The following is a 19,325-nucleotide window of genomic DNA, read 5'->3' on the forward strand; positions in this document are numbered from 1 at the left end:
CATATGGGTTTGCACAGGAGAGGCCGAGGATCGGCGTTCTGAGATTTACGAATCATACCCGTGCAGGTTGGTGGACCGGGAGCGTGGGTCAGGAACTTCAGGACATGCTCGCGGCGGAACTTGCGGCCACAAAGTCCTTTCAGGTTCTTGAGAGGCGGGAGATTGATGCGGTGCTCGGGGAACAGGATCTCGGAGCCTCTGGCAGGATAGACACACGGACGAGGGCGAAAATAGGGGCAATCAAGGGGGCGAAGTATCTCGTGGCTGCCACAGTGACCTCCTATGAGGAAGATGTGAGCGGAACAGGCGGCGGTTTCGGAGCTTTCGGGGTTCGCATCGGCGGAGAGACGAGAAAGGCTTACATCGCCATAGATTTGAAGGTAATCAATACCACCACTTCAGAGATCGTGGATGCGCGGTCCGTGGAGGCGTCTTCATCGTCAAGCGCCGTGGGGCTTAGCGGGTACCACCATGGTTTTTCCGGAAGTCTGAGTAGCCAGAACAAGACTCCCACGGGAAAAGCCATCAGAGGATGTATTATTGAGGCGGCCGAATATCTCCAATGCTCATTGACAATGCCGAGAGATGATTCTTGCTGGCAGGAGTATGCCGCAAAAGATTCGAGGAGAAAGGAACGGACCAAGGGGTCCATTGACCTGGAGTAGAAGGGCCATTGTAGGGACGGACAAATAAAAATGCCCGGCCACCGTTCATGGTTGAGCCGGGCATTTTTATTTGATATGGACTATTTCGCGCACTCCTCGTTTAAGGAGTCCCTGCATCAATTACCATATCACCTTATAATATTTCCCTCTTTGTCCTTGCTGAAGGTGCCGACTAAGATCAGTACCCCTTCTATGAATCCCCACAGGGCTCCAAACCCTAATGTGCAGATGGTGACGATGATCTGCACAATTCCAATCACTGTGTAGCCGAGATAGAACCGATGGATGCCTAAACCCCCGACCAATACCCCCAGCAATCCGGCTACAATCTTAGTCCTCTCTCCCGGCGCTCCGAGGCTTGAGGCGCTGGCAAGCCTTGCCCCGCATTTTATGCAGATCTCCTGCTTCGCGTCCGTTGCGACCCCGCAGTTATGACAGAACTCGTTTCCGTTTTTAGGCCTTACTCCGCAAGACATACAAAATTCCGCACCGACAGGCACTTCCTTTCCGCAATTTCTACAATGCATTAGTAAGCCTCATGTTCTTATCAAAGGTTGGCTAAAAATTGAGCTTCTCGGCAAAGTCGCCCAGGATAGGAATCTTCCACTCTTTCCCCTGAATGGCCTGAACAATGCCGATAATTCCGATCACAAAACAGCCTAAGACTACCAAGCTCAGGACTACACTCATAATCGGTCCTATATAAGGGATAAACGAGACAAAGATCTTTAAAATCCACGCAATCATCCACGTAATAAAGAGCACCAGCCCCTGTTTGGCATGAAATATTATAAAACGGTTCTGTTTCTGGGTCAGGAGAGGAATAAAACAGAGTATCCCCAGGTACGCAAGGATGCACCAGAGTTTTCCTTCGTCCACCGAGGTCCCGCTGTGTGCAAGGCGGACGCCGCATCTTATGCATACCTCCTGGTTGGGATTTGTCTCTACCCCGCAATTGTTGCAGAACTTGTTGCCGTTTGATGGCCTGAACCCACATGAAAGACATACGTCTGCATTTTGTGCCATTTCCTTTCCACAGTTCCTGCAAAACATGCTTTCACCTCTTTAAAATTGGAATTTACAAATTTACCCTATCACTGACCAGAAATTGAAGTCAACATAAAATGTGAAGTGTTTTTGCTAACTACTCACGGCTGCTATACTTAGCGCGTCGAACACATCTCCCTCCACGGCCCGGCCTTCAAGCTCTATGACGAATGTGCCTTGTGTGATCTCCCTTGTCTCCCACTCGATGGAAAACCCCTCCTTCCCGTATTCGGCCATATTCTTCCGCTTGTAGCCCAGAAGGTGAGGGATATCGCGATGATTGAGGAGGATTTTTGTCGGGCCGCCACTAACTGATAAGCTTCGCAGTTTCGCCACCAGGGCGAGGCGGAAGGCCCACGATTTGACTATGTATCCGAAAGATGGGTGAAAATGACCGGCGATTATCCTGTCACTTATCACTTCGTTATCCGTAAGACCCATCTTTACCACTTTTATGCCTTTTTTCAAAAGATGGAGATAGATATAAAGCGTCCTTTCGACCGCTTTCTCAAAAGGAATCGGGACAAATGTACCCTCCCGGTACATGGTCTCCAAGGGAGTCCCCTTGAGGACTGCCAGGGGATAAATTCTCACGTAATCCGGTGCAAGGGTAGCCAAATGCTCGGTCGTCTCCGCGATGTCCGTCATAGTCTCGCCGGGAAGGCCGACCATGGTCTGAAGCGCCATGGTGAAACCTTCTTCCCTGAGCCTCAGGAAGCTTCTCCTTAAGTCTTCCGCCGTATGCCGCCGGTTGATCACGCGGAGAATCCCATCGTTAAAGGACGGTATACCGAGCTCTATAACTCTCACTCCATTTTCTTTCAAGATACGGATGATTTCATTGCCGAGAGGAACGGGTTTTGTCGAGATCCTAAAACCGACGATCCTGTCTCTATGAGGCTCAAAAAAAGCGAAAAGCCGCCTCAGATTGTCCGCCTTAAGCCCAAATATGTTTCCGCCGAAAAGACCGACCTCAATAGGTTGCCGGACGGACCCGAGATGGGCCGCAACTGTGGCCTCCATATTGTTGGTCCGTAAATCAGTAATGCTCATTTGATCACAGTAGATGCACCTGTCTCCGCATCCGAGGTGGGGCAGGAATACAGGAACGATCATTCGCCTTGCCTGATCTCGTTCAAGAGCAGCCTCGCCGCCTGCCGTTCCGCTTCCTTCTTGCTCTTGCCCGTACCCTTTGCCTTTAAGGCGTCGCCGACACAGACGATGACGGTGAAGCCTTCTTTCGTTTTTCGTGCCAATTTGTACTGGGGTAGTATACCCCATCTCTTCTGGGAGTACTCCTGGAGTATGTTCTTAGGATTCTTCTCGTTCAGTTTTTGTTCGTCGAAATAAGGAGAAAAGAGCGCCTTGATCATCTTGGTTAATTTTCTGATGCCCCCGTCAAGGTAGACCGCGCCGATAAGCGCTTCAAGCGTGTTGGAAAGCACCTTCGATTCTTCGGGAACATCCCTGTCTCCGCTGCCGTAACGCATGTGAGTATTGAGCGATATGCTTTTTGCCACTTCCGTGAGAGTCCCTTTCTTGACCAGGTATGACCTGGCGTTGCTCAGAAACCCTTCATGCCTGTCTTTGTATTTTTTGTAAAGGAGTATGCTGATGACTGTATTCAGAAGCGCATCGCCAAGATACTCAAGCTTCTCGTTTTTCGATCGCCGTGACGCCTTTTTTTCGTTGAAGCATGAGGTGTGCGTGATGGCCTGGTCGAAAAGTTCCCTATCCTTGAACGTGTACTTTATGATCTCTTCTAAAGGAGTAGGATAATCCACTATATGCTGCGCCTAAAATGGGGCAGGGGGGGAACCCTGCCCCATTGCGTTCTATATCTTGAATGCTTCTTCCATTCCCGAGTAGTGTTTTCTAAGTTTCGGCTTTTCAATTTTGCCGGTCGGATTTCTCGGGACTTCGCCGAAGAATACCTTGCGGGGTCTCTTGTACTTGGGAAGAGCCTCCGAGAACTTCATTACCTCTTCCGTGGTGAGTGTCTTGCCCGGCACCAGCTCAATGATCACTGCCACGATCTCGCCCAGGCGCTCATCTGGCAGGCCAATGGCCGCCGCATCTTTCACGTTCGGATTTGTATGGAAGAAATCTTCCACCTCCACCGGGAAGACGTTCTCGCCGCCCGTAATGATTATGTCTTTCTTGCGGTCCACGAGCCATATAAAACCGTCCTCGTCCATTCTCGCCATATCGCCCGTATATAGCCAGCCGTCCACGAGGGACTTCGCAGTTGCCTCGGGGTTATTGTAGTACTCTCTCATTACGCCGTTACCTCGCACCAGAAGTTCTCCCGGCGTTCCTGCGGGCACTGTCTTTCCGTCTTCGTCAATGATCTTCACTTCCCAATTGAAGCCTGGGATACCGATCGCGCCTATCTTGTGCTCATTGCCCATGCCGAGGTGTACACAACCCGGCCCCGTGGATTCACTGAGACCGAAATTCGTGTCATAATCCATTTTCGGAAAATAAGTCTTCCAATGCTTGATGAGCGCCGGCGGAACAGGCTGGGCGCCTATATGCATGAGCCGCCACTGTCCGAGCTTGTAATTCGAAGATTTCAGCTCCCCGCTGTCGAGTTTTAAGAGGATATCCTGGGCCCATGGAACGAGGAGCCATACGATGGTTCCCCCTTCCTCGCTCACTGCCTCAAGAGTATATTCTGGAGAGACGCCTTTGAGGATTACGGCCTTCCCTCCCACAATAAAGCTGCCGAACCAGTGCATTTTCGCTCCGGTATGATAAAGGGGCGGAATAAGAATGAACACATCGTCTTTTGTCTGGCGATGGTGCACATTCTCCGTGATGCAGGCGCAGGCCATGTTGTTGTGAGTAAGGAGTATGGGTTTTGGTTGTCCTGTGGTGCCTGAGGTAAAGTACAATCCGCAAGGATCGTCGAAACGGATCTCCGTGTCGAGGGGTGACGCATCCGCCCCCGTCATGAGCGCATCGTATGATTCAGCAAAGGCCGGCGTGTTTTTGCCCACGCATATGTATCCCTTTACTGTGGGAAGTTTGTCTTTTATCGAGTCGATTCTGCCCGCGAACTCCTCGTCAAAAACCACGTAAACAGGCAGGGCTACATCGGCGCAGTACTTCACATCGTCTGCGGTAAAGCGGAAATTGAGCGGCACAACCCATGCTCCCGTCCTTACCACGCCGAAATAGGCGACAAGCCAGTCTATCGAGTTCTGCATAAAATGGAGGACTTTATCACCTTTTTTGACGCCTTTCTTTTTTAGCAGATTGGCAAACTTGTTTGCTCTGTCGTCAAACTCCTTCCACGTGATTTCAACCCTTTTCTTTTCCGCCGGGATACGCTCCACAAGCGCCACGTCTTGTGGGTACATCCTGGCATTTCGCGCAAGAATTTCTCCAATGTGTACTTGCAAATCTTTCATCTCGGCCACCCCGAATCGTTTTTTGATATTGACAAAACCCTCAGCTAAATCTATCATGGGATATACACATGAAGCAACACAAAATAAAGAGGGAGGGTTATATGAATTTTGCGAGTTTTTCCGGGCTAAATGCATCGAAATTTCCAAAGAGGGAGTTTATCATTGAATCCTACCCTTCGAAGGGCTTGAGGAGGAGCCTGACGTGGGAGCAGTTTGATGACCAGGCGAACAAGTTGGCGAACTACCTGACCAAAGAGTGCGGCGTAAAAAAGGGCGACATTGTACTCCATCTCATGATGAACTCCATGGAGTGGTACGCCAGCTACATTGCCGTGCTGAAGACGGGCGCCACAGTGACACCGCTCAATTTCCGGTTCGCGAGCGCCGACATCAAGTATGCGGCGGACGTGACGAAGTGTAAGGCCTTTCTTTTTGGCGAACAGTTCATCGGCAGGGTCGAGCCGATTATGAAGGAGATGGATTACTGCAAAAATTTCATCTGCTTAGGCGAGAATGTACCGTCTCAATTCAAGTCCTATAAAGAGATAATGGAAAAGGGCGATCCTGCCCCCGTTCTTGCGGACATGAAGGGCGATGACATGGCGGAACTTATGTTCACATCTGGCACCACGGGAGCGCCGAAACCGGTCTCCCATACCCACGAGACGCTCTTTTTCATCGGCATCGGAAACGCCCTCACGTATAACGAGGGCTATAGCAGCATCTATCTCTCACCCCACCCCTTCTATCACAGCGGCACCCTTTTCCTCTCTTTCCCCTGTTACATTGCCGCAGGCAAGATACTCATGCCCATGGAGACACAGCCCGAACTCTACCTGAAAGCGATAGCCGACGAGAAATGTACGGGCGGCTGGAACACGGTCCCCACATGGTCTGACGTAATAGATGCCATCAAAACGGGGAAGGTCGACCTTTCGAAGTATGATCTGACGGCGCTTCGTCACATCGAGATCGGCGCCCAGCCGGTCCCTTACGTGCTGCTTGAGGACTCAAAGAAGATATTCCCCGATCTCCCCGTCTCCAACATCTATGGCATCACGGAGGGCGGCGGCGGCGGCACTCTTAACTGCTATGGCGAAGATATTATGAGAAAACCGGGTTCCATCGGCAAAGCCACTGCTTTTATGGAAGCAAAGGTTGTGGACAGCGCGGGCAACAAGCTGACAGGCGGCAAAGTGGGCGAGTTGCTACTTAAAGGACCGCGCCTCATGAAAGAATACGCCTTTAATCCCGAGATGACCGCCAAGACGATAAAGGACGGCTGGCTCTATACCGGCGACCTCGCCTATGAGGATGAAGAAGGCTTCATCTTCTTCGCCGACAGGTCCAAAGATCTTATCATCAGGGGTGGCGAGAATATCTTCCCGGCTGAGATTGAGGACGCTCTAAGGAAACACCCCAAGATCGCCGACGTGGCCGTTTTCGGATATCCTCATCCGAGACTCGTCGAGATCGTCATGGCTGTCATACAGCCGAAAGACAACCAGACCATTACCGATCAGGAAGTCTTGGACTTCGTGAAAGAAATAGGCTTCGCAAAATACAAATGGCCTGAGAAGATAGTATACACCACCATTCCTCGCAACCCTGCAGGCAAGATTGAAAAGCCGAAGCTCCGGGAAATTTACGTGAACCCTGCAAAAGAAGCGATGGAAAAAGAGTTCAAGAAACAGTAAGGACAAACGGAGAAGAATAGACAAAATCCCCGCCCCCTCTTGGGGGCCGGGGATTTCTATTGATCATTGACGTTGCCCGCAATACTCCTCACCTTCCTCGTGAATATCAATGGCCGTATCGAAAAAGATGGCCCTCTGGAAAAAATTTCCTTCCAAAGAGATTGAGGTAATCCGTGGTGATGGGTATCGGACAGGGAAATAAGTTTTTTGACTTGACTCCTCATGCGGAACGTAATATCTTGACTCTGACACGGCTTGAGCGCCGACAAATAGATATAAAGAGTTATAAAAGATGGAAGACAAGATCCGTCAGATAGCGGAATTGATTGTGAATTCCAAGACTGTAGTCGTCTTCGTGGGAGCGGGCCTCAGCACGGAATCGGGAATCCCCGACTTCAGGAGTCCGGGAGGCGTCTGGGATAAGTACGACCCTGAAGATTTCGATTTCCAGAACTTTATCTCAAAGCAGACATCAAGGGAAAAATACTGGCAGATGGCTACCGAGATGTACGAGGCCATGAAGGACGCCAAACCAAACACAGGCCACCTTGCCATCGCCGAGATGGAACGGCTCGGTAAACTCGACTGCCTCATTACCCAAAACATAGACGGCCTTCACTGCAAGGCGGGCAATTCCAGCGAAAAAGTGCTGGAGCTCCACGGCACTGCCATGCACGTCTCTTGCCTGAAGTGTTATAAGAGATACAAAAGGGATGAGGTTCAGACCCGGATTGAGAAAGGTGACAAAGCCCCCTGCTGTGATTCCTGCGGAGGATTTTTGAAACCTGCAACCATCTCCTTCGGCCAATCCATGCCCGAGTGGGAGACAGCGGAAGCGTCCAGACGCTCCGAGAATTGTGACCTCTTTATCGTAATCGGATCCTCTCTTTTGGTGCATCCCGCAGCGTACATGCCGGTCATTGCAAAGCGTGGAGGAGCCAGACTTGTGATCATAAACCGCGACGGAACGCCGCACGACGCCATGGCCGACATCGTGGTGAACGGACCGGCAGGCGCCACCATGGCCGGTATTCTGGAACATGTAAAAAGGATCATGGGGCAAAGCAAGCTCTCATAGAGATCGAATAATCACCGTTGCATCGTTTAATCCTGATATGAGAATCATTGGACATATTGATATGGACGCATTTTTTGCCGCCGTTGAAGAACGGGGCAATCCGCAGTGGGCGGACAAACCTATTGTGGTGGGCGCCGACCCCATGAGAGGGAAGGGCAGGGGGGTTGTTTCCACAGCCAATTACAAAGCCCGCAGATATGGGATTCATTCCGCCTTGCCCATCGCACAGGCTTGGCGGTTTTCCGAGGAAGCCAATATAAAAGGTCTTCCGCCTGTCATTTTCCTGCCCCCTGATTTTAAGCATTACAATGCAGCGTCCCAAAAAATCATGACTGTTCTTAGAGATCATGCCGGCTTGATCGAACAGGCAAGCATTGATGAGGCATATTTCGACCTGTCCTTTGCCGGATCATATGACAAGGCAGTGGAAATCTGTCGCCTCATAAAGAAGGATATCAGGGATAAGGAGCGTCTGACCGCTTCCGTCGGCATTGGCCCCAATAGACTGATTGCTAAAATTGCATCGGACCGGCAAAAACCGGACGGCCTGACCGTGGTGACTGCGGAAGAAGCAGAACAATTCCTTGAGCCGTTGCCCATCAGGAAGATACCGGGAATCGGCCCTAAAAGCGAGCGGAAGTTTGCCGGCCTTGGAGTGAAGACCGTGCGCGACCTGAAAAACCTTACCGCTCGGCAACTGGAAGACCTGTTTGGCAAGTGGGGCGCGGATATTTACCGGCGGGTAAGAGCTCTCGACGATACGCCCGTTCAAGAATACTATGAAACGAAATCGATAGGGGTACAGGATACCTTCCTCCACGATACCCTGGATGTGACCTTCATTTTTGACCGGCTGAAATCCTTGTGCGACAAGGTACTCTCAAATCACGACAAAAGTGGTTTTCATGGGTTCCGTACCGTGGTCGCCACCGTTCGTTTTTCGGACTTTGAAACAAAGACTAGGTCCCGCACCCTTCATAGGCGCCTAAGCCGACTTAACCAACTCGAATTTGAAGCCATGAAGCTTCTCATGCCATTCGTGGACGGAAGGCTCAACCCCAAACGCAAACTCATCCGGCTTATCGGCGTGAGGGTAGAAAAACTCGTTGAAGAGCAGTGAAAGGCCGTGAGTTAATAGTCCAAAAGTCCAATTATTAAGCCGCTTGCCTCATTCCCTAATACGCGCTGTCCCGTCTGCCTTGCGCGGGTAAAACCCAATCGTCATCCCTTGGCCGACTCACATAACGCCATTATCGGCCAAAGGCATGTCCCATTCTGGCCGGATCAGAGCCGCCCCTTTACCTCACTTTTCATGGCTAACCTGTCGTCAATGTCAACTTTGTAATATACCGCATCACCGCAGAACCAAAAACCCTCTTCGCCCAGCACATGTATGGGGATAAGACTTCTTTATTGGTCCCGTCGTCTAACTGCCAGATTGACCCTCGTGGATTTCCGTCGAAAGGGATGTCCTCCTGAAGAGCCTGGTGAAATAGTAGGTTGAAATGAGCAGTACATAATAAGTAAGCATAGACAATGCGGCGATGGTGAAGAGCTGAAGGAAATAGGACTTTGGGGCGGGCACTATGAGCCAGCAAAGGAAAAGCGCCAGCACGGTGCCCGCATATCCGACGAAATAAGATATAAAGACCTCTTTGATCCCCCGGAGGATTCTCTCAAATTCCAAGGCCTTTCTGAAATCCATCTGTTCCGAAAAGGTTATGAACGCGAAGGGCAGAAAAAAAGAGGATATAAGCAGGGCCACATATGAAAGCTTGATCATGATGGTGCCGAATAAGCCTGTAACGCTGGAGAGGGCCGTGAGAAAGAACCCGCAAGAGAACATGAAAAAGGGGATGGAACCGTAAAGAATGAAAACGAGCAGCATCTTGGCGCCTTCAAGCCATATCTCGGCTCTTTGCTCCCACGTGGGGAGTCCGATGCTTCCGATCATAAGAAGCCGGGAAGCCTTGGACAGGTACCCGAGCGAAAAGAAGTTAAGGACAGGAATGTAGAGCAGCAATCCCCCGTATATCCATCGCGTAATATAATGGCTGTTCAAACTGAACCGGACAAAAGGGATTACCTCCATGATTATTTGCCTTTTACCGCCCGGGCCATGAAATCAAGGAGCGATTCAGGGGTGTACCCCGTCATTCCTCCGTCCATAGTAATCGTCTCGCCATTGATGTATGCCGCTTCTTTGGAAGCCAGAAACAGTATGAGCGACACGTATTCCTCCACATTTGCCATTCTGCCGATGGGCGTCCGGGAGGAGAGGTAATCCACGAATGCCTGTTTTCTTATAAGTCCTTCATTCATCCCTCCACCAATGAAGCCGGGAGCCACCACGCATGTGGTCACCCCGAATTGAGACCATTCGTAAGCGAGGGTTCTTGCCATCACCATCAAGCCCGACTTGCTTACCGCATAGGGAAGAAATCCCTTTTCTCCGAACATCGCCACTTGGGACGCGATATTTATGATCCGTCCGTATTTCATTTGAATCATCCGTTTTCCGAATATTTGACTCGCGTAGAACGCACCTTTCAGATTGATGTCGATTGACTTGTCGAATTCTTCCTTCTTCATTTTTTCCGCGGGCATAAGGGCGTTTACCACACCTGCGTTATTTATGAGGACATCGACCTTGCCCCATTTTTCGACGGTCTTTACCGCTGCATTTTCCATCTCTTCGTAATTGGTGACATCGGCATTGAACGCAAGGACAGGCTCCTCCTTAAACTCCTCCTCAAACAGGGTTACAGCTTCCCCTGGAATCCCGTTTACCCCGACAAAAGCCCCTTCCGCCAGGAATTTTTTTGCCATGGCCTTGCCTAAGCCCCTCGTTCCTCCCGTGATGAAGACAACCTGTTCCTTAAACCTCATAGAGCACCTCCGTACAATGTTTTTATTCTTTCGTCGAAAAGGGCGATCAAATCTTCATTTCCGTTCACTTCCCTGCCGGTGACCTCTTTCCACACATCAGGCCGCTCCATGCAGAGATACACAAAAAGGTCAGCCTCTTTATTTGTAAGCATCCTGTATAGCATCCGGTAGACTTTCACCCTCTCCTTCTTGAGGTACCGGTATTTCCCGTCTTCCCCCATTATGAACTCTCCTGAGAGCAGGGTCTTCCTTTCGTTCTCAATAAAATGGTCCATAAGCTTTGGTGGGAATCTCAGAAGTCCCAAGCTTATCCAGATAATCTTGTCCTGGTCAAGGATTTGGCCTATGTCCTCAATGAGACGCTCGTAATCCTTTTCGAAACCATCGTAAATGATGATCGGATCGAAGTGGAGTCCCACGAACAAACCGAGATCCTGAGCCTTTTTCGCTGCTCTGAGCCTCTTGTACAGGGGGCTTGTCCGCTTCTCTTCCCGCATGATCGCCCTTTCGGGAGCAAGGGAAAAAGATATGACCGTGTATGGATTCAGGCAGTCAGTGAGATGGCCAATGGAAGCCCACTTCGATTTCAGCTCAAGGATGGCCTTTCGTTTTTTGCCGAAAAACTCTATTAGGGGCGCGTTGAGCCCTAATCTCCTGTCCAGGGCAAGGCTGTCGGAGAGCTCTCCTGTGCCGAATCTTGGGATATGCCCGCTGGAATTTTCGTCGATTGCCGCTTCAATCTGGGAGAGAATGTACGGTATGTCGGTATGGACGTTCACCCCTTCGGAATTTATATAATACTTCAGGATGCAGTATGAGCATGAGAGGATACACCCCTCAATGAGATCAATCGTTTTGTATCCACAGCAGATATGGTTTTTCGTCCCCGGGCAGTTTCGAACAATGTTGCCTTTTGTCTCGGCAAAATTAACCTTTTGTAAGCTCAAGCATACTCCTGAGTGATCCATCTTCCATGACCTTGCCGAGTTTTTCCAAGGCCTGTTCCACATCGTTGATATTCTTGACTCGTATATCTATATCAATATACTCCTTTTCAAAAGAAGGGTCTACCTTTATATCCATGTTCGGGGGCAGAGCGCACCTCCGACGCAGGGTCTCCAATTGTTCCTGAAGTGAAGAGAGCATGGGGAATGTCCGATGTTTCAGTTTCGTCCTCAAATCCTCCGCATTTTCCGAGCCGGATAAGCCCTGAAAATCAATACGGCCATCCTTCAATCTCATTAGAGCCGCCATCTTGAGTATCTCCCGCAGATAGCCTTCCGTGGTGTGAATCTGGGTAAAGAGAGACAGGAGCTGCTCCATCTCGCCATTATCGAATCTCATGAGCCCTTCTATGTTCGTCACAGAGAGATTTCTGGAGACGACGAATGATTTGAGCGATTCCTTTGAATCCGCCAGGGCAATGAAAGTTCGGAGAATCTTTTCGTGGGTCTTGAGTCCGAGGAGTGTCATGGTTTCCTTTACTTCTTCCAAGGGAAAACCCATCCGGACCATTTTCGAAAGGGCGAGCGCTTTTTCCACGGCGTTAAACCCCCGGCTCAGATTATCGTGAATCGCGCAGAGAAGGGCGTCCTTCCCACTTAGGCGGTCGGTCACAATAGCAGGGACTGAGATGGAGCCAAGTTTCATGGCGGCCTCTATTCGCCTGCAACCAGTCACAACAGTGAAGGTGGGACCGTCTATTATTAAGAGCACAGGCTGAATCACACCGGCCTTGGCGATTGATTCTAAAAGAAGAGGAGACTCCATGGGATAGGAGACAGAGAATCTCCGATCATCTCTGTTGATCCTGTCGAGTCGTATGATGTGAAGAGAATCCATAATCAGAAAGTTTAAACAATAGCAGAACCGAAGATAAAGTGTCAAATGTGAATATGAAGAAAGGGGCGGGACCGCTCGCCTGGCCATATGCTCACGCCAGACTCCACGGAAACGCTTAAAATTATACAGGAGGAAAGGTCCACATGGATTTTAGCGCAGTGGATCGCCGGTATCTTGCCCCCAAAGAAGCGGCATGTCCTTCTTTATCATGGTTTCCTGCTATTCTCCGTATTCTTCGAGATAGCGCTCTATGTACTCCGTCACTTTCCTGTTCGGCTGATAAACACCGAAATGGCCTTCGCAGAGCACGTCCGCCTTGAGGGCGAGGAGTGTCTTCATTGATTTCGTCCAGGCCTTCATGTCAGAGCCGAAATCTTTGAGAAAAGGGCCGTGGATATCCTGGCCGAAAAGAACCCTTTTCTTTTCCAGGTCGAAATAGACCGACATAGAACCAGGGGTGTGGCCCGGCGTGTGGAGACAGACCACATCGTGGTCGCCCACGGAGATCCGCCTCTCCTCTCCGCTGAATGTGATATCAATGGGCAAAGGCTTAAAATCTATATTGTAATAGAATGCGGCGGTCATCCGATTGTCGCCTTTTTCGACCGCCTGCGCATCCAGTTGGTGCATAATGATTTTTGGGCCGTACTTTTCTTTGAACAGGTAGGCGCCTCCCACGTGATCAATGTGACAGTGGGTAAGGATAAGGGTGGATATATTTGCCGGATCAAGGCCGAGCCCTTTGATATTAGACACGATGCTGTTGAAGCCGGGCCCTGCCCCCGCATCAACGAGAACCAGGTCTCCCATGTCCACGAGGTAGACGGAACAGTCTCTCGAATCGGAAATATCAGAACTTCCCACGAGGTATACGCCTTTGCAGACTTCCCTTGCTTTCATACTTTCCCCTCCATTTTTGAGGATAATAGCATTTTTCTTTGTCATAGCCAACGGGAAAAGTTATTGCAAACGACCAGTGTAAGGCCGGATCCAAAATGTTGCGGGAGCGCCAGGACGGACGGGAAAGGGCGGCGGCAGACCCCTGCACATCTCACCCTTCGTTGCCATTCAGCGCCACCTGGTGTATGCTTTTAAATATTGACGCAATTTTCTCCCTCAATGGCCTGTGTAATGGCGAACAATAGATTTGACAAACTGCAAAACAGGACATATCTATTTAAGGAAGAGGCAATGCCCGTTTATAATTACATATTCTGCGTATAGAGAGAAAATACAAGGAGGCTTTTTATGAGTAAAGCGAACCCGGTAAATGACGGGGAATTTGCAAAAGAAGTAATCGAATCCGAAATACCCGTTGTGGTAGATTTCTGGGCAACATGGTGCGGGCCTTGTCAGGTTATGGGTCCTGTCATCGACGCGATAGCTGGCGAGTATGAAGGAAAAATAAAAGTACTGAAACTCAATGTGGACGAGAATCCAGTTACGCCTTCCAAGTATGGCGTCAGAGGGATACCGACCCTCATTCTCTTTAACAAGGGAGAGGTTGTGGACAGAATCATTGGCGCACAGCCGAAAAACGCGGTAGATAATCTTCTGAAAAAGGCTGTGGTCTGAAAAAATAAATAGGCTAAAGGCTGAGTCCTGGACCCGCGGCCTTTAGCCGCACATTGTTTCTTGTTTAATGAGTTTTTACTTGTTGGGAGTCAGAATGACGTGAGCCCTTTTGCCTACTTCCGCTTCAATGACAGCCCTGTCCTCGTTAACATAGTAGGTGACTACCTCTCCGGAGAGCCTGTCATGGCCTTGGTAGACCACTACGTTCCCCTTGAGTATGATCTCCCCTTTCTTATTGTCGAAGATTGCTTCACTTGACGTGGCGGTACGCTCCTTCTTCACGATTTTCACATTTTGCCTGGCATACGCCCTTTCGATCTCGTTTGACGTATCGTTCAGGTGGGCCTCAATAATATCGGCAAAAATATAAAGATCTTCCTGTTTTGCAATCACATTTCCCCTAAATACCACATATTTCTCTTTATCGAAGCCTTCCATGCTGTCCGATACTATATCGACAGGCTTGCTCTTGTCGAAGAAGTCAAGATCCTTCTTCTTGTCTTTTTCATCAGATTTTGGTTTTTCAGCCTCTTTCGTTTCTTCCGGGCTGACCTTTTTCTTGTCTGTCACAGGTTTAGGTATCTCCTCCTGGTACATCTTTGGGGTCAGCAATATGGTATCCCCAGGTTTTTTATCTTGGACCTCTTCGGCCGGTCGTGTACGGTCGAGTTTTGCCATTTGCGGCCCCGGTTGAGGTGGCTCGACATGATCGGATCCAGAAGGGTCATGCCGTATAAGCTCGGCGTCAAAGGCCCCAGGCTCTGCTATTGCAGGTGTTGGGGGCTGAGAGGCGATGACAGGCTCGTCGGTCCTAGATGATCCGGATGCAGTCTGTGAATCGGGTTGTTGAGCCGTTGGCTCTCCCGGTTGGGTGGGTCTGTCGATCTCCTCCGGTTTGGCTGTCTGCGCAGGTTCGTCTGTCTTTGCCGACTCAGGCTCAGCCACGGGATTCAACCGCTTTCTCTTTATCCCCTGCGAACCGGCTGGTTGAGCGTTGGCAAGTTTCAAGGTCTTTTTCTCTCTGATTGTAGCCCGGGCATATACGCTCCTCGGAAACTGGGCCTTCAGCTTCTCCATGTAATAGTCGGCTTTTTCCGGATTTGCCAGTTCCTTGTAAGAACTGCTGATATAAAAGTATGCCTTGTCCGTCCCGGATGCATTGGGATATTTTTTGAGGAAATATTCGAGGCGCACGATGGCTGCATTATACTGGCTCGTTCTGTAATAGAACTCACCCACGTACAGCTCTCTGTCGGCCAGCTTCTGTTCAAGATGTTTCAATTTCTCGTCCACCTGGCCCGCGTAATTGGTTCTGGGATAGCGATTCTTGAGGAAGGTATATTTTTCCATGGCTTTCAACGTGTTTGCCTGATCCCGGTCTACAGACAGTGAGAGCTTTTCATAACATTCCCCCAATCTGAACAGGACATACGGGGCATTCTCATCCTCCGGATGGGCGCCCACAAAACTGTCGTACACGCTCGCAGCTATGACATGGTCTTTTTTCTCGAAGTGTGCGTCACCGAGTTTGACCGCTGCTACGAGGGCAAGGGGATCAAAGGGATAATCTTCTATTACCCCGTTGAATTTTTGGACTGCCTTGTCGTACTGTTTTGCCTTCATGAGGTTGACGCCTTCCACATATAGCTCGCCGGGACCTTGTTTCTTTGTCGGGGCGCTGGCACAGGCGGTCAGAAGAAAACACAGGGCAGCAATAACCAATAGTCTTTTCATCACGTAATTATAACAGAATGAAACATTTTATGCTACGCTTTATGGGTGAGATCCGAGGAAATGATAGCGGAAGGATTGGCTTTTTTCCACATTCCTTATGACGAAAAAGCCGTCGGAGACATTACTTTTTACGTAACCGAGCTTTCGAAATGGAACGACCGGGTCAACTTGGTGGGCTACAAGGACATAAGGAATGTGGTCCGGGATCTTTTGTATGACGCCTTTTTTCTGTGGGGCCATACATGTGATAGCCTTAGGACCCTTGACCTTGGGTCGGGGTCGGGGATCATAGCCATCCCGCTCAAGATACTCTCTCCTGGAATGGAAGTGTATCCGGTGGATCGAAGTCTCAGGAAGATTCAGTTTCAGCGGCATATAAAGAGAAGTCTGCAGTTGGAGGGGTTCTTCCCGATACACGGGAGAATCGAAGAGGTGGAACCGCTTATGGTGGACAGCGTAGTGGTAAAGGCTTTCGGGGCGATTCCTGCCATACTGGAAATGAGCGAAAGGCATCTTAATGAGGCGGGAAGGGTATTTATAGTGAAGGGCATGGCCGAGGAGGCTGTGAGGGCCGGAGGGTTTGCCCTGGAAAGTGTTGTCCCGTATACGCTCCCTGGAAGCGGCAGGAGATACCGAATGTTTGTGTACAGGAAAGATGGTTGTTAGTAGGTCCAGCAGGGAAGCATATACGGGGAAGAGAGAGGGACAGGACAAGGAGGAAATGAAGCTTTATTTCACTGATATCCCGCCTGCTTGCGTGCGGCCTGACGTTTCATGCAGGTTCCTTCCACTACTATGACATGGCAGCTTTCCGGGACAGTGAGACAGCAATACTCCGGCCATGTTCTCCCGAAGGTTGACTTCAAGGCAGGGTCTTTGATGAATCCGCCCAGAACATGACGGCAACCTTTTGGTCCGCTTTCAAGAAGTACGGGTATTTATTGACATTACGGGATATTCTATGTTTAAGTAGTAACTTCTAAAATATACTGGAGTGAAGATACCATGAAGAGAACATACCAGCCTCACACAAAAAGCAGAAAAAGAACTCACGGTTTTCTCGTAAGAATGAGAACTGCTTCGGGACGGGACATTATCAGGAGAAGGCGGGCAAAAGGGAGAAAACAACTCTCTGCCTGATGAGCCATTGGTGGACTTGCCGCTTTCCTGTTACGGGCGTATCCACCGTCTGTAATCCATCACCACGACCACCCGAGCATGGCTTACACTCTCACGAAAAACGAGTTATTGAAAAAGGGGGACTTTCGAGGTATAAGATGGGTGAAACGTGGTGAAACAACCCATTTTCTTATCCTGTGCAACAAGAATCGGCCTTTGACAAGAAGGATCGCTATCGGTATACGTAAGAAAACAGGGGGAGCGGTCGTCAGGAACAAAATGAAACGACATATAAAAGAGTTCTTCAGGCTCCATAAGGAGCTTTTTCCAGGCCACCGCGACACGCTTATAAAAGTGAAGAAGATACCATACAAAATAGAATGGAAAAATACGAGCGAAGAGCTTCGCCAACTATTATTGAATGTAAAAATTAGATAGTGAAAAAACTTTTCTTGTACCTGCTTAATGTCTACACTTTACTTATCTCGCCCTACGTCCCCACCGAGTGCAGGTTTTATCCGACCTGTTCTTGCTATATGAAAGAGGCTATAGAAAAGAGAGGCGCTTTAAAGGGCGTCCTGCTGGGCCTTAAGCGGATTCTGAAGTGCAATCCTTTTTACCCGGGTGGATATGATCCGGTCAAATAACGGAGGTATTGGATGGAAAAGAGAAACATAATATTGCTCGGCCTGACCATAATATTGCTATTTTTCTTTCAGATGTATTTCAGTCCGAAGGAACCCCAGAAGCAACCTGCTCAGTCTTCTGGACAGGTTGAGCAGGCACCAGGCAAAAGCGAAGAGGCAAAAGCAACGGTTCCGTCCACTTCCGGCGGCATACCCCAACCCTCTGTTAAAGGACTGTCGGTACAGAAACCGACAAGAACAATTACTGCGGAGACCGACCTTCTGCAAGTCACCTTTACCGACCTTGGCGGCGGGATAAGCAGCGTGAAACTCAAGAAGTATAGACAGACCGTGAAGAGACCCGATGATAAGGAAATAATTGAGGATGTAAAGCCTTACATTTATTTGCCCAGGACTTTTGCAACAGTTGCGAGCGGTTTAGCCACGGACGAGACCATCTTCAAGCCGGACAAGGATGCGGTAAGAACACAAGACAAACCGGAAACCATCGTCTTTTCCGGTACTTTGACTGACGGGCGGTCCGTCAGAAAGACTTACACCTTTCATCCGGGAATCTACACGATTGATATGAAAGTTGAAGTGGCAGGGGTGGATGCGGCGAGGACCGATATGGATTTTGCTGCCATTACAGCCAAGCGTGAGTCTTCCTACACGTTCAAAGGCCCTTTCTATTATGCAGGCAATAAGTTTGAGCAGGTGGACAAGCTCGACAATAATGTGATCCTCGGCAAAGCATACAAGTATGCGGGCCTGGACGACGGTTTCTTCACCTTCATCTGGATTCCCAACACCGATTCGTTGCCTGCCGCTACCATAATGAAGGGTGATAATGATATCCCCGTGATCAGGCTTGCCCTGGCGGGCGGAACGACTTCAGGTAAAATGTATTTCGGTCCCAAGAAGACGGACATCCTCAAAACTCTCAACGTGGGGGCGGAAAAGATTGTCGATTTCGGTTGGTTCGACATTATCGCAAAGCCCATGATTCTGGGGATGAATTATTGCAACAAAATCACCCACAACTACGGCATTGATATTATACTTCTTACCATCCTGATCAAGTTCATTTTTTATCCTTTAAGCGTGAAGAGCTACAAGTCGATGAAAGAGATGCAGAAGATACAGCCCATGATCGCCAAGCTCAGGGAAAAGTATAAAGACGACAAGCAGAAACTTAACCAGGAAATGATGGAGATCTACAAGACGAAGGGAATAAACCCCATGGGTGGATGCCTTCCAATGATCATTCAGATCCCTGTTTTCTTTGCCCTCTACAAGGCTCTCTCAGCTGCGATTGAACTCAGACACGCGCCTTTCATGCTATGGATCAACGACCTTTCCTCTCCGGAGGACCTCTATACTATCCATGTTGCGGGCTACGAACTGCCCGTCAGGCTTCTGCCTATTGTAATGGGTGCCACCCAGGTGATCCAGCAAAAAATGACCCCCTCCGGCGGTGATCCCATGCAACAAAAATTGATGCTCGCCATGCCCATAGTCTTCACTTTCATTTTCTGGGGTTTCCCGTCGGGGCTTGTTTTGTACTGGCTCGTAAACAACGTCATATCCATCGCCCAGCAATACTACATCAACAAGAAAGTCTCATGAGGAGGTAT

At 49.6% G+C, this 19,325-nt stretch carries 21 protein-coding genes; 10 read left to right on the plus strand and 11 right to left on the minus strand.

Going from position 1 to position 19,325, the window contains the following annotated elements; genetic code table 11:
* Positions 1-665: CsgG/HfaB family protein (locus LBQ00_09245; GenBank protein ID MDR2019026.1), on the plus strand; the 665-nt coding region annotated here is incomplete at its 5' end.
* A gap of 128 nt (positions 666-793) precedes the next feature.
* Here the strand turns inward: LBQ00_09245 and LBQ00_09250 are convergent.
* The 5 genes from LBQ00_09250 to LBQ00_09270 all read right to left on the minus strand — a co-directional run bounded on the left by LBQ00_09250 (position 794) and on the right by LBQ00_09270 (position 5,185).
* Positions 794-1,192, minus strand: coding sequence for a TM2 domain-containing protein (locus tag LBQ00_09250; protein MDR2019027.1), 399 nt, complete (start codon positions 1,190-1,192; stop codon positions 794-796).
* 31 nt (positions 1,193-1,223) lie between these two features.
* The gene (locus LBQ00_09255) at positions 1,224-1,718 is read right to left on the minus strand and encodes a DUF4870 domain-containing protein (protein MDR2019028.1); all 495 of its coding nucleotides are present in this window, start codon (positions 1,716-1,718) and stop codon (positions 1,224-1,226) included.
* A gap of 87 nt (positions 1,719-1,805) precedes the next feature.
* On the minus strand, positions 1,806-2,828 hold the full coding sequence (locus LBQ00_09260) for a radical SAM protein (protein ID MDR2019029.1): 1,023 nt from the start codon (positions 2,826-2,828) through the stop codon (positions 1,806-1,808).
* A complete protein-coding gene (rnc, locus tag LBQ00_09265) occupies positions 2,825-3,496 on the minus strand; it encodes a ribonuclease III (GenBank protein MDR2019030.1) in 672 nt (223 codons plus the stop codon). Before rnc ends, LBQ00_09260 begins: the two co-directional genes overlap by 4 nt.
* 51 nt (positions 3,497-3,547) lie before the next feature.
* Positions 3,548-5,185: an acyl--CoA ligase gene (locus LBQ00_09270; GenBank protein ID MDR2019031.1), complete on the minus strand. Its 1,638-nt coding sequence runs from the start codon at positions 5,183-5,185 to the stop codon at positions 3,548-3,550.
* 44 nt (positions 5,186-5,229) lie between these two features.
* On the opposite strand from LBQ00_09270, the gene LBQ00_09275 reads away from it, so the two are divergent.
* The 3 genes from LBQ00_09275 (at position 5,230) to dinB (ending at position 9,023) form a co-directional block, all read left to right on the plus strand.
* Positions 5,230-6,825, plus strand: coding sequence for an acyl--CoA ligase (locus tag LBQ00_09275; GenBank protein ID MDR2019032.1), 1,596 nt, complete (start codon positions 5,230-5,232; stop codon positions 6,823-6,825).
* A gap of 292 nt (positions 6,826-7,117) precedes the next feature.
* A complete protein-coding gene (locus LBQ00_09280; GenBank protein MDR2019033.1) occupies positions 7,118-7,903 on the plus strand; it encodes a Sir2 family NAD-dependent protein deacetylase in 786 nt (261 codons plus the stop codon).
* Positions 7,904-7,940: 37 nt separating this feature from the next.
* On the plus strand, positions 7,941-9,023 hold the full coding sequence (gene dinB, locus LBQ00_09285; protein MDR2019034.1) for a DNA polymerase IV: 1,083 nt from the start codon (positions 7,941-7,943) through the stop codon (positions 9,021-9,023).
* 306 nt (positions 9,024-9,329) lie between these two features.
* Here dinB and LBQ00_09290 read toward each other — a convergent pair whose 3' ends face one another.
* The 5 genes from LBQ00_09290 to LBQ00_09310 form a co-directional block, all read right to left on the minus strand.
* Positions 9,330-9,995 (minus strand): DUF4013 domain-containing protein, encoded by a 666-nt coding sequence (locus tag LBQ00_09290; GenBank protein ID MDR2019035.1) that lies wholly within the window; start codon positions 9,993-9,995, stop codon positions 9,330-9,332.
* Positions 9,996-9,997: 2 nt separating this feature from the next.
* Complete coding sequence (locus LBQ00_09295; GenBank protein MDR2019036.1) at positions 9,998-10,792, minus strand: SDR family oxidoreductase; 795 nt, start codon at positions 10,790-10,792, stop codon at positions 9,998-10,000.
* Positions 10,789-11,739, minus strand: a complete 951-nt coding sequence (locus LBQ00_09300; GenBank protein ID MDR2019037.1) for a hypothetical protein — start codon at positions 11,737-11,739, stop codon at positions 10,789-10,791. The genes LBQ00_09295 and LBQ00_09300 overlap by 4 nt, the downstream gene beginning before the upstream one ends.
* Entirely contained in the window at positions 11,720-12,634 is a 915-nt protein-coding gene (locus LBQ00_09305) for a ParB/RepB/Spo0J family partition protein (protein MDR2019038.1), read from the minus strand. Before LBQ00_09305 ends, LBQ00_09300 begins: the two co-directional genes overlap by 20 nt.
* A 219-nt stretch (positions 12,635-12,853) precedes the next feature.
* A complete protein-coding gene (locus LBQ00_09310; GenBank protein ID MDR2019039.1) occupies positions 12,854-13,534 on the minus strand; it encodes an MBL fold metallo-hydrolase in 681 nt (226 codons plus the stop codon).
* A 348-nt stretch (positions 13,535-13,882) separates the two neighbouring features.
* Between LBQ00_09310 and trxA the strand changes: the two genes are divergently transcribed.
* Positions 13,883-14,209 (plus strand): thioredoxin, encoded by a 327-nt coding sequence (gene trxA, locus LBQ00_09315; GenBank protein MDR2019040.1) that lies wholly within the window; start codon positions 13,883-13,885, stop codon positions 14,207-14,209.
* 75 nt (positions 14,210-14,284) lie between these two features.
* Here trxA and bamD read toward each other — a convergent pair whose 3' ends face one another.
* Positions 14,285-15,943 carry an outer membrane protein assembly factor BamD gene (gene bamD, locus LBQ00_09320; GenBank protein ID MDR2019041.1) on the minus strand — a complete coding sequence of 553 codons (1,659 nt, stop codon included), beginning with the start codon at positions 15,941-15,943 and terminating at the stop codon, positions 14,285-14,287.
* A gap of 60 nt (positions 15,944-16,003) precedes the next feature.
* Between bamD and LBQ00_09325 the strand changes: the two genes are divergently transcribed.
* From LBQ00_09325 to yidC, 5 genes are all read left to right on the plus strand, one after another.
* Positions 16,004-16,609 carry a class I SAM-dependent methyltransferase gene (locus LBQ00_09325; GenBank protein ID MDR2019042.1) on the plus strand — a complete coding sequence of 202 codons (606 nt, stop codon included), beginning with the start codon at positions 16,004-16,006 and terminating at the stop codon, positions 16,607-16,609.
* Positions 16,610-16,948: 339 nt separating this feature from the next.
* Positions 16,949-17,083 (plus strand): 50S ribosomal protein L34, encoded by a 135-nt coding sequence (rpmH, locus tag LBQ00_09330; protein MDR2019043.1) that lies wholly within the window; start codon positions 16,949-16,951, stop codon positions 17,081-17,083.
* A 78-nt stretch (positions 17,084-17,161) separates the two neighbouring features.
* Positions 17,162-17,500 (plus strand): ribonuclease P protein component, encoded by a 339-nt coding sequence (gene rnpA / locus LBQ00_09335; protein ID MDR2019044.1) that lies wholly within the window; start codon positions 17,162-17,164, stop codon positions 17,498-17,500.
* A complete protein-coding gene (gene yidD, locus LBQ00_09340; GenBank protein MDR2019045.1) occupies positions 17,497-17,709 on the plus strand; it encodes a membrane protein insertion efficiency factor YidD in 213 nt (70 codons plus the stop codon). Before rnpA ends, yidD begins: the two co-directional genes overlap by 4 nt.
* Positions 17,710-17,721: 12 nt before the next feature.
* Positions 17,722-19,317: a membrane protein insertase YidC gene (gene yidC, locus LBQ00_09345; protein ID MDR2019046.1), complete on the plus strand. Its 1,596-nt coding sequence runs from the start codon at positions 17,722-17,724 to the stop codon at positions 19,315-19,317.
* The last annotated feature ends 8 nt before the right edge of the window (positions 19,318-19,325 follow it).

Source organism: Syntrophobacterales bacterium, assembly GCA_031274925.1.
GTDB lineage: Bacteria > Desulfobacterota > Syntrophorhabdia > Syntrophorhabdales > Syntrophorhabdaceae > PNOM01.

Bases quoted from the DNA above. Each gene is read 5' to 3' on its own strand.
- LBQ00_09275 (MDR2019032.1), top strand. From the start codon at position 5,230: ATGAATTTTGCGAGTTTTTCCGGGCTAAATGCATCGAAATTTCCAAAG.
- LBQ00_09305 (MDR2019038.1), bottom strand. From the start codon at position 12,634: ATGGATTCTCTTCACATCATACGACTCGACAGGATCAACAGAGATGAT.
- dinB (MDR2019034.1), top strand. From the start codon at position 7,941: ATGAGAATCATTGGACATATTGATATGGACGCATTTTTTGCCGCCGTT.
- LBQ00_09255 (MDR2019028.1), bottom strand. From the start codon at position 1,718: ATGTTTTGCAGGAACTGTGGAAAGGAAATGGCACAAAATGCAGACGTA.
- LBQ00_09270 (MDR2019031.1), bottom strand. From the start codon at position 5,185: ATGATAGATTTAGCTGAGGGTTTTGTCAATATCAAAAAACGATTCGGG.
- LBQ00_09295 (MDR2019036.1), bottom strand. From the start codon at position 10,792: ATGAGGTTTAAGGAACAGGTTGTCTTCATCACGGGAGGAACGAGGGGC.
- rnpA (MDR2019044.1), top strand. From the start codon at position 17,162: ATGGCTTACACTCTCACGAAAAACGAGTTATTGAAAAAGGGGGACTTT.
- LBQ00_09290 (MDR2019035.1), bottom strand. From the start codon at position 9,995: ATGGAGGTAATCCCTTTTGTCCGGTTCAGTTTGAACAGCCATTATATT.
- yidC (MDR2019046.1), top strand. From the start codon at position 17,722: ATGGAAAAGAGAAACATAATATTGCTCGGCCTGACCATAATATTGCTA.
- LBQ00_09250 (MDR2019027.1), bottom strand. From the start codon at position 1,192: ATGCATTGTAGAAATTGCGGAAAGGAAGTGCCTGTCGGTGCGGAATTT.
- rpmH (MDR2019043.1), top strand. From the start codon at position 16,949: ATGAAGAGAACATACCAGCCTCACACAAAAAGCAGAAAAAGAACTCAC.
- LBQ00_09280 (MDR2019033.1), top strand. From the start codon at position 7,118: ATGGAAGACAAGATCCGTCAGATAGCGGAATTGATTGTGAATTCCAAG.
- LBQ00_09325 (MDR2019042.1), top strand. From the start codon at position 16,004: ATGATAGCGGAAGGATTGGCTTTTTTCCACATTCCTTATGACGAAAAA.
- LBQ00_09260 (MDR2019029.1), bottom strand. From the start codon at position 2,828: ATGATCGTTCCTGTATTCCTGCCCCACCTCGGATGCGGAGACAGGTGC.
- LBQ00_09310 (MDR2019039.1), bottom strand. From the start codon at position 13,534: ATGAAAGCAAGGGAAGTCTGCAAAGGCGTATACCTCGTGGGAAGTTCT.
- trxA (MDR2019040.1), top strand. From the start codon at position 13,883: ATGAGTAAAGCGAACCCGGTAAATGACGGGGAATTTGCAAAAGAAGTA.
- bamD (MDR2019041.1), bottom strand. From the start codon at position 15,943: ATGAAAAGACTATTGGTTATTGCTGCCCTGTGTTTTCTTCTGACCGCC.